This window comes from Bacillus sp. L_1B0_5 (assembly GCF_000836715.1).
In the GTDB taxonomy this organism is placed as follows: domain Bacteria; phylum Bacillota; class Bacilli; order Bacillales; family Bacillaceae_G; genus Bacillus_A; species Bacillus_A thuringiensis_S.
Window position 1 is genome coordinate 1 of the sequence record NZ_JXIS01000096.1, and the last position, 8,799, is coordinate 8,799.

Sequence of the window (8,799 nt, forward strand, 5' to 3'; positions counted from 1 at the left end):
ATGAAATGTCGGTTAGTCAAGATGTGTTTGACGTGTTCTATTCAGCGTTAAAAGGACGACAATTAATTGTTTACGGTGGATTGCTAAAAGATTATGCCAAAAAGTATGAAGATGGTGAATTGGACAAGTTCATGAGTAAAGACAAGAATGAGTATTATTATAAATTAATTGCAACGTGGAATAAGGATTTAATGAAGTTTGAAAGAGAATATCAAGAGTTAACAGAAAGTGAAAAGCAAGAATATAATGGTCATTTGATTGATGAAATGGAAGTTGAATAGTGATGTATTGAAAAAAGCCTTTTGAGTGCAGTAATTAGCACTTAGAAGGCTTTTTTATGATCTAAAAAGAGAACGAACAAAAATGTTTTTATTTTTTGAATCCGTTGTTTTAGAAATCTTATTTTTAATGTTTTGGTGATATTTTATTTTATACTTAAGATGCAGTTTAACCATTATATGGGATTTGAGGAGAGGATTAAATGGACGAATTAGATAAATTATTTTTGGAATTATTAAAAGAGGATTATAAAAGACGTAGTGAGCCTATTTTGAGATTTAATGACGTTCTTTGGTCTTGGTTGCAAAAGGAGGGCGAGAGTTTGTGGGATGGAGTAATTGAATATAATTCGTTATTAGGTTGCACGGAAGATATGGGGCGTCTTTATGCAATTGTTGAAGGTTTATTGAATGATTTGGCAACGAAAAGGGAGTGGGATGATGATATGTATTATTTAGCAAGATCTGTTTTGTGGGATTAAAAATGTTTTTTTGTTTTTGATTTTAATTAGGAGAATTAAGAATTGAATGAGGTTGAAATGAAAGTTGAATAGAGAGGTATTGAAATGAAAACTTTCTGAGTGCAGCAAGTAGCATTTAGGAGGTTTTAACTAACAAAAAAAGAGTTTTTCTTTTTCTTAAATTTAAATTTCGTGAATTTGTGAATTTATTTTTTAAGTTTATTTTGATATATATTTTGTTCTAATAATTTTGTTTCACTCCTGTACCAGCTAAAAACCTAAAGTGTGCGCATGAATTTTTTTAGTTATATATATAACGATAAAATACCGCACGTTTTTTGATGTTTTTTTAAAAAAATATAGTTTTGAGAAATTCTAAATTTTTGGGGTTGATTTTGGACTTTTGATGTCGGATTTGATTTTGAAATTTGTTAAATTTGAAATCTCGATTTTTTGATCTTCGAAATTTTTGTTTTCCGTTTTCTCTGTAATTCTGTATTCCGAAATTACGGAGTTTATATAGTACCTCCATGTCGAACTGAAAATGAAAAAACTTTGCTCGCGTATTTAATCCATAGATATTTTATATCTTTAAAAAGTTGCACCGTTTTAAATGAGTTGTTATAGGGCGTGTGGTGAAAAAAGATGTTTGGATTATATTTGAATTTGTTATTTTCGTGAATTCTTTTATTTCGTGATTCCTGTATGTTTTTAGTCTTTTTACTCTTAGATTTTGTTTACTTTTGTATGCAAATGAAAAAGTCAAAAAGCCACGCATAATTTTTAATAGATATATATATATCATTAAAATACCTAACCCTTTTTTGATGAAAAAAATATAAATAGTTAAAGAAAAAAGACTGATAAAAATATCAGTCTTTTTTTCTTGGTTTTATTTATAAAGAGTATCTTTTTATGGTGTTTTCTACTTTTTCTCTCCAGTTCTCTATATCGTTAATTGATATTCCGATCTTTATTAATTCGTTTGGAATGAAACTGTTATCTAAAATCCATAAAGTGAGCCTTTCTAATGTGATTCTTTCGTTTCCAATCGAATAAATACGTTCACTTTGTTTGCAGGTGTATGGTTTTTTACCAACATATTTTTCTACATAAAAGTATCTTTTTCCGTTTGCTTTGTAATTTGTTAGAAATGCCATAGTAATGCTCCTTTCAGGTGTTTTTATGGTTAGTTAAAGAGTAGTTCTGTAATGTTTTTTCAACTTTTTTATACCAATATTTCACATCGTTTATGGATACTCCGATTTCTAGTAGTTCTTTTGGTATACGGTTGTTATCTAATAGCCACATGGCTATTCTTTCTAAAGCGATTTTTTGGTTGCCAATCGAATAAATATTTTTATATTTGTATTGCTTTGAGTAATACGGTTGTGTTCCAACATATTGAGATACATAAAAGTAAATGTTTCCTTTTACTTTTTTTGCTGTTAGATATGCCAAAATGTTACCTCCTACGATTATTAGAGTTAATATTTTATTTTGTGTTAATTAATTTTAACCTTATAAAGTTAAAATTTCAAGTATTAACAAGTTAAATGATCAATATAAAACAAAAATTTTACCTTATGTGATTTATATTTATAATTTTAATGATTTAAATTAACCTTTATTTTGTTTAAATTGTGTTTTAATTGTATAAAATTAACCTTATAATTAAAACGGTATGTACATTGAATGAAAAAGGAGTATGAAAAATGAAGTTGGTAAATAACATTCGTATGATTATGGCGACAAAGAATATAGATAACATTTCGGAGTTATTGAGAATAACGGGAGTGAGTCGTAATTCTATCAATAAGTTGTGGCATAACGAGAATGTGTCTTCTTTAAGATTAGATACATTGATAACGATCTGTGAGAAGTTAGATATTAAGCTGTCGGATTTAATTGAATATATCCCAGGTGATAGTGAGGCAAAATAATTTAGGGGATATTATATTTTTAGATAACCCGTGTATGATGAAAGCAGGTTTTGGTTGCATATGGTGTTTTGCAGGGCTATATGTGTATTTAAAGTCTCGGCAAACTTTATAACTGTCTTTTTCTTTTTCTGTTTGTTATTGCATGAATATGGTTTGAATTTGGTAAATGAAATTATAGTCTTGCTAGGTGCGTCAACATCTTGGAAGATGAGAGGTACTGGCATACTTCATGATTTTGTTGAACTTTATGTGTAATCATAGTAGTGCGGTAAAGTGAAATGGTGAAATTGATGAGTATTGAAAAAAGAGTCCCTATTTATGGGGCTCTTTTTTATTTGTTACTAATTACTTTTAAAACGTCCACAAAACCTACTACAAAGGTCTCAAAGAGACCTACAAATAGATGTTAAAAGGACTCAAAACGACCTACAAGGGTGCTTTTTGAATCCCAGTTAGAGAGCTTTAGAAATTCAGTAGGCACAGCCTATTTCACCACTTTGAACTAGAAGTGGGATCGGATTTCCTTATGCTCTTTTTTATTTTTTGTTTTTAATAATTTTAGGGAGTAGTTTTTTCACTACAAGAAAATCACATAGATCGGCGGGGCGGTGTGAAAAAATAGCGAGTGTTGGCGAGGATATTTTGCACGGCAGCAGAGACAGTATGTTGTCGTGGTGAATATAAAAAGAGACTTTTTAATATATGGATGTCAGTTTTTAAAAGGGGGAGGAGTGTTATGGTATCTGTCAACGGTAAGCGGACGGAACGGAACGTAGTGAAGTGATGGAGCATTAAGGAGTTGATAGGGCACTTTGCCAAAGACCCTCTTGCAGTCCTCAAAACGCAGTACGTTTTGGGCTGGCTACCGCCGAGGGAATCCCCTTGGAGAAGGGGTTGGGGGATTGATATTTTTACATGGGGTTTGGGCAAAGCTTAAGTTAAGGAGTGTTGTTTGGATGCACTTATAGTCTCTTTAGACGTGAAGCGCAGCGGAACATAATTGTATTAAGAATATTTGTTCTCTATGCTAATGTATAACTTCAATTCACATGTAGTCATACGAAGTAATATTATTTTCACTTTAATGTTGTGTAGAGGTATTACATATTACACATAGAATTTTATTTGTGTGGAATATATGTGAAGGGGATGAAAGCAACATGAAGGTGTTTGAAGTGTTAGAACGTCTCAAGAAAGGCGAGAAATTGAAAGAGATAGCTAATTTTATAGGAATTAACAACAGCACGTTACAAAGAAAGCTGAAGGCTTTGGGGTATGCTTTTGATAGTAGCACGAAAGAATGGTTCTATAATGACAAAGATAACCCAGAGCCATTAGAAAAAAATATTATGGATATGGTGAAGTTGAGTAATAAAAGTGGTGTTAATGATTCACATAAAGTAATGGAAGATAATAAAAGCGATACTAAAAGTGAAATAAAAGGGAAACAAGGTAATACAGTGAAAGAATCTGAAGTTTTGACAAGTGAAGATATAGCAGACCTTCAAGAAATGCTCTTATTTTGGCGTATAGAGAGAGAAAAGATGAAAAGGTATAAAAGTCTTCACGAAGAAATAAAAGGTCTTAGACGGGACGACAGGACGCGAAAAACGGTTATATTGAGCAAAGAAGTTGCGAAACGTCTCGATAAATTGTCAGAAAGAGAACGTTTTGATAAGTCCGATTTGTTGGAATTGGCATTAGAGCATTTTTTGAGTGAATATGAATGAAAATAGATTTAGGTCCACTATGGACCTTTTCATTTTGTTTTAGGGAAGTTTGCAGAGCTTTGTATAATATCCTCGCAAACTATTGTTATTGATCTTACGAGGTTTGTAGAGTCTTGCATAATGTCCTCGCAAATTGTTGATGTGAATATATGGGGATATTATAAAAAAACTCTTGGGGGATGGCTATTGGCATCCTAAGGATACGACAGAAGAATTGAATGGATTATTAGCGGAAGGATGGGAAGTAATAAAAAAGAATCCTGTAAATAGGATTCTTTTTTGTGACTATTGACATATAAATTGTGTCTTTTAGAATGTATTCAAAGTTACTTATAGACTTTTAAGTTGTAATAGGATGACTAAGTTGTTTGACTAGGAAATTTGCATACTTTTTTTCAATTTCGGCTGTTATTATACCGTTTTCTAAAAGTATGTAAGTGTTGTTTTGTTCGTCAGTTAGTAATCTGATGTTATCATTTTTTGGGGAAATGGTAACATCTTTTTCTTTTTCGTTGATATTTTTTAATTGTATTTCTGGTAACGGAGGTACAGTTTTGATAAGTTTGTTCATTTCTTCTTGAAATCCTCTTGTTTTAACTCTACCTATGTCCATCTTCAGCAAATTACATTTTCGTAGATCTAAAGGGTTTCCTGTTATGTTGTAGCATATTTCTGTTTGTGTGCTACATTCTAGGAGTAATCGAGATAGTTGTGTTTTTGTACTTTGACCTCTATCTCTTCCGGCGATATTATACCGCATTCGTTTTCCTTTGCTATTAACTAAGTAATTTTGCCAGTAAAAACCTTGGGAATTGGCTATTTCGAAGCAATTTGTATCAATAAAGAAAGCAGTTTCTTTATTATTTAAGTCTTTGAAAAAAATTGCCGTATAGCCATTTTTTAAGTGTTCATATCTATTTTTCATAATTTTCCTCCTTCCGTTAAAGATTATAGAATATTCAGAAGTATAATAAAAGATTGTAATAAAAAAAGACGTGGTATTTAACCACGTCTTTTTTTATTAATTCGAAGGTGATTTTGATGAGTTTTCTTTTATGAAATTTAAAATTTTTTCACAATTTTATATTTCATAAAAGAATAGGGAAGTTTGTAGAGCCTTGCATAATGTCCTCGCAAATTGTTGGTGAAAGAATTGCGAGGACATTGGGAATCCTTCAAGATTCGTTTGTTTTTTGCGTTGATTAATAAAAAAACGTTAATCATTATTTTCTTTTAATGTATCCTTAATGTTAAATATACAAATAAGGAGGATGATTTATGGTAAGTAATTCTTTTTTGAAGAGTATTTATTTTTCTTTAAGTTTTAATAGTTCTTTTGAAGAGGATGATTTCTCAATAATAATTCCAGAAGGTGATAATCATAAGAAGGAATTAACAATAAAATATATATTTGATGAGAGCTATTATTTTAAAACTTATATTAATTCGTCATTAGAATTTCGTTGTGAATTTAGTCCTGGTAAAGTTATGTTGATTCAAAATAAGACTATATCTCAGATGGATGATTATTTTTCTGAAATTCGTTCTTGGATTAGTCGGATGGAAGATGAATTTAATTCCACACCTTTAGCGAGAAAAGTAATAAGAAATCAATCTCAGGTTGAAGATTTAATAAGTAAAGTGGATTCTTTATTTGAAGAGAAGGAATTGGATCCTAACGAAAGTTTTTCACACTCCGAAATGGAGGATATGGAAAATAAATTAGAAGAGTTTAAAGCGTTAATTGAAGAGAAATTAGCTGAACAAATTAATGAAAAAGAGTCTTTGGAAAAAGAAGTTAAAAAATTGTTTAGAGAAATAAACTTCCTCAAGCAACAAGTACAGACGTTGACTAAAAAGAATTGGTTTGCAGCATTTTTAAGTAAAACTGGTAAGTTTATAAGGAATAATCCTGAGACTACTAAGGCGATTGCGAATACAGCGAGAGAACTTCTTCCAGAAGAAATTAAAATGAGTATTCCAGATGGAACTACTGATGTAATTGATATTTTATTAGAGGAACAGAAAGTAAAGTAAGTTGTAAAATTGTTAAGAAATAAAGATAAATAAAAAAACTGGCTTATGGAAGCCAGTTTTTTTATGGGTATATTGATTTTTTTATTTAGTACATTTCCTATAGGAGTTTATTATAAGTTTCATTTTTGTTCACAACCTTTTTATTTGATTTTAGATAAAAATTATTATTTAGTTTCTATAAAATTTTAGATAAAAGATTATTGTTTAGTTTAGAGATGCAGCTTGTTCCTCTTCTGTTGTTTTATCAATTAATGTTATTTCTAGTCCTAATACATTTGCAAGTTTTAGCAATGTAGGTATTTTTGGTATGTCAATGCCATTTTCGATTCTTGATATTGTTTTTTGTGGTACGTTAGATAACCTTGAAAGTTCGCGTTGCGATAATCCCTTCCGATCACGTGCGGCCATTAATTTTCCTACGATCTCCAAGGCAATGAACAAATCCGGATCCTTTTTTGCCAAGTCTTTTCGGAGATCATCAAATGTTTTCATGTTTTTACCTCCTTGTTTGTTTTTTTACAAAAGTAAGTGTTATATGTTTTTGTTTTGGATCATTATATTCTCATTACACCGACCGACAAAGTCGGTCACGGACATCATTGTTACGATTGGTTATTTTGTAGCCATTCTTCTTTTCTTGTTTCAGCACGTTGAATTTCATTTTTAGGTGTTTCGTTTTGTTTCTTTTGAAATTGATTGGTAAAGACAATGGCGTTGTTTGAGTAATAAAAGAATAAAACTCGATTTTCATTTACTCTTAATTGCCACATGTCAGTTCCTTTCAATTTCTTTACATCTTTTCTTTTTATCTCTCCAGATTGAATGTATTTTCCATTCTCTCTTAGCATTAATTGGAGTTGATAAAACTTTCTGTAGACTGATTTCTCGTGTTTTTCAATGTGCTGAATCCATTCGTAAACTGGTTGACGTCCGCGACCATCGGCATAATAAAGAATATCCAACATCGCGGTTTTCCTCCTCTAATATATTAACTATTTATGTATTTGTGATAACACAAATGTTATCTTTTTTAAACGATAACATTTGTGTTATCGTTTTGTCAAAAAATCTACTTGTTTATCTTTTAAATTCTAATTAGCAGATAAAGCTCGAGAATTTCTCGATTTTTTATGGTTACACTTTGAATGTGTTCTGAAATATATGTTTTTGAGGTTTAGGGATTTGATATGTAATCTTTAAGAAGAAAATATTATAAGTCTCTTAAAAACGATTAGAAGTGAAAATGAAGAGGTTGGGAGATAGGAAGAACTTTTATGTTTGAAAGAAAAAAACGCCCTTATCTACGAAGTGGATTAAAGGGCGTTTTTTATGATTTTTCGGTTACGAAAAAAATGGTTTTCTTCTTTCTTTAATACAAGGGTAACTATTTCCGCAGGGAAATTGATGCCCTTGTATTCGTTTTCCCCTTGATACACAAGGGTTTTAATAAAAAAAGACTTGCATTCCTTGGCATAGTGATTTATCGTTTTAAGTGTCGAGCAAAAAACAAAAATCAATATGGAAGGAGCAAGTCCGAAAAAGGGATTCGTGTACCCTTTTTTATTCAATTCATATAGGGCTAGTATATCAAATATGACAAAGAAAAAACAAGATGAAATCACTGGTAAATTTCATCCTAAGAAAAAACAGAATATAAGAATTTACGGATTTATGGAGAATAAATTAAGCGAGAGTGGTCGAGAGTTGTTTAAGTTATGTAGTACGTTTAACCATTTTGTTACTACTCAAGATAAAGAGAATACAAAATTAACGAATTCAAATTCATGTAAAAATCGTTTTTGTCCGATTTGTGCTTGGAGAAAAGCACGAAAGGACGCAATGAAAATCGCAACCATGATGGAAGCAATCAAAGTTGAGGAAAAGAAAGAGTTTCTTTTCCTTACGTTGACGACTCCGAATATCAAGGGTGATATGGTAAAAAGCGAGATTGATAGATTTAATAAAGCTTTTAATAAATTATTTAAGAGACGTAATATTCAACGTTCAATTAAAGGTTATATCAGAAAGTTAGAAATGACTTATGATAAAGAACGATTTATCACTGAAGAAATGTATAAGAGAAGACAAGGATATTGTGATAGACGTGGGTTAAAAGTAAATGATAATAATCCAACTTATGATACATATAATCCTCATTTCCATGTATTACTTTGTGTTAATAAGTCGTATTTTACAGATACCAAATCTTATATTTCTCAAAAAGAATGGTTAGAAATGTGGCGAGATGTAACCGGTATGTCAGAGATAACGCAAGTACATATTCAAAAAGTGCAGTTAATAAAAGAAGGTAATGCGGTTGCGGAGGTTGCGAAGTATTCAGCGAAAGACT

General features: G+C 30.8%; 10 protein-coding genes and 1 pseudogene. 6 read left to right on the forward strand and 5 right to left on the reverse strand.

The annotated features are described in order from the left end of the window. Together RT27_RS35380 and RT27_RS25115 are read left to right on the forward strand one after the other, a co-directional pair. Positions 1 to 281, forward strand: a pseudogene (locus RT27_RS35380) (replication protein); the annotation flags it as partial. Positions 282 to 481: 200 nt separating this feature from the next. Further along, positions 482 to 760, forward strand: coding sequence for a hypothetical protein (locus RT27_RS25115; protein WP_043937959.1), 279 nt, complete (start codon positions 482 to 484; stop codon positions 758 to 760). An 875-nt stretch (positions 761 to 1,635) separates the two neighbouring features. On the opposite strand, the gene RT27_RS25120 is transcribed toward RT27_RS25115, so the two are convergent. Both RT27_RS25120 and RT27_RS25125 read right to left on the reverse strand, forming a co-directional pair. Beyond that, positions 1,636 to 1,899 carry a hypothetical protein gene (locus tag RT27_RS25120; protein WP_000874967.1) on the reverse strand — a complete coding sequence of 88 codons (264 nt, stop codon included), beginning with the start codon at positions 1,897 to 1,899 and terminating at the stop codon, positions 1,636 to 1,638. Positions 1,900 to 1,912: 13 nt separating this feature from the next. After that, positions 1,913 to 2,200 carry a hypothetical protein gene (locus RT27_RS25125; RefSeq protein WP_043937963.1) on the reverse strand — a complete coding sequence of 96 codons (288 nt, stop codon included), beginning with the start codon at positions 2,198 to 2,200 and terminating at the stop codon, positions 1,913 to 1,915. 254 nt (positions 2,201 to 2,454) lie between these two features. On the opposite strand from RT27_RS25125, the gene RT27_RS25130 reads away from it, so the two are divergent. Both RT27_RS25130 and RT27_RS25135 read left to right on the forward strand, forming a co-directional pair. Next, entirely contained in the window at positions 2,455 to 2,682 is a 228-nt protein-coding gene (locus RT27_RS25130) for a helix-turn-helix transcriptional regulator (protein ID WP_043937964.1), read from the forward strand. Positions 2,683 to 3,842: 1,160 nt separating this feature from the next. Then, complete coding sequence (locus RT27_RS25135; protein WP_043937965.1) at positions 3,843 to 4,412, forward strand: ribbon-helix-helix domain-containing protein; 570 nt, start codon at positions 3,843 to 3,845, stop codon at positions 4,410 to 4,412. A 340-nt stretch (positions 4,413 to 4,752) separates the two neighbouring features. Here RT27_RS25135 and RT27_RS25140 read toward each other — a convergent pair whose 3' ends face one another. Next, a complete protein-coding gene (locus tag RT27_RS25140; protein ID WP_043937967.1) occupies positions 4,753 to 5,337 on the reverse strand; it encodes a hypothetical protein in 585 nt (194 codons plus the stop codon). A gap of 353 nt (positions 5,338 to 5,690) precedes the next feature. On the opposite strand from RT27_RS25140, the gene RT27_RS25145 reads away from it, so the two are divergent. Continuing rightward, entirely contained in the window at positions 5,691 to 6,449 is a 759-nt protein-coding gene (locus RT27_RS25145) for a hypothetical protein (RefSeq protein ID WP_043937968.1), read from the forward strand. Positions 6,450 to 6,653: 204 nt separating this feature from the next. Here RT27_RS25145 and RT27_RS25150 read toward each other — a convergent pair whose 3' ends face one another. Together RT27_RS25150 and RT27_RS25155 are read right to left on the reverse strand one after the other, a co-directional pair. Then, on the reverse strand, positions 6,654 to 6,941 hold the full coding sequence (locus RT27_RS25150; protein WP_043937970.1) for a helix-turn-helix transcriptional regulator: 288 nt from the start codon (positions 6,939 to 6,941) through the stop codon (positions 6,654 to 6,656). A 110-nt stretch (positions 6,942 to 7,051) separates the two neighbouring features. Next, positions 7,052 to 7,414 carry a type II toxin-antitoxin system RelE/ParE family toxin gene (locus tag RT27_RS25155; protein WP_043937972.1) on the reverse strand — a complete coding sequence of 121 codons (363 nt, stop codon included), beginning with the start codon at positions 7,412 to 7,414 and terminating at the stop codon, positions 7,052 to 7,054. Between the two features lie 628 nt (positions 7,415 to 8,042). Between RT27_RS25155 and RT27_RS25160 the strand changes: the two genes are divergently transcribed. Continuing rightward, on the forward strand, positions 8,043 to 8,799 hold a 757-nt coding region (locus RT27_RS25160), incomplete at its 3' end, for a protein rep (protein ID WP_043937974.1).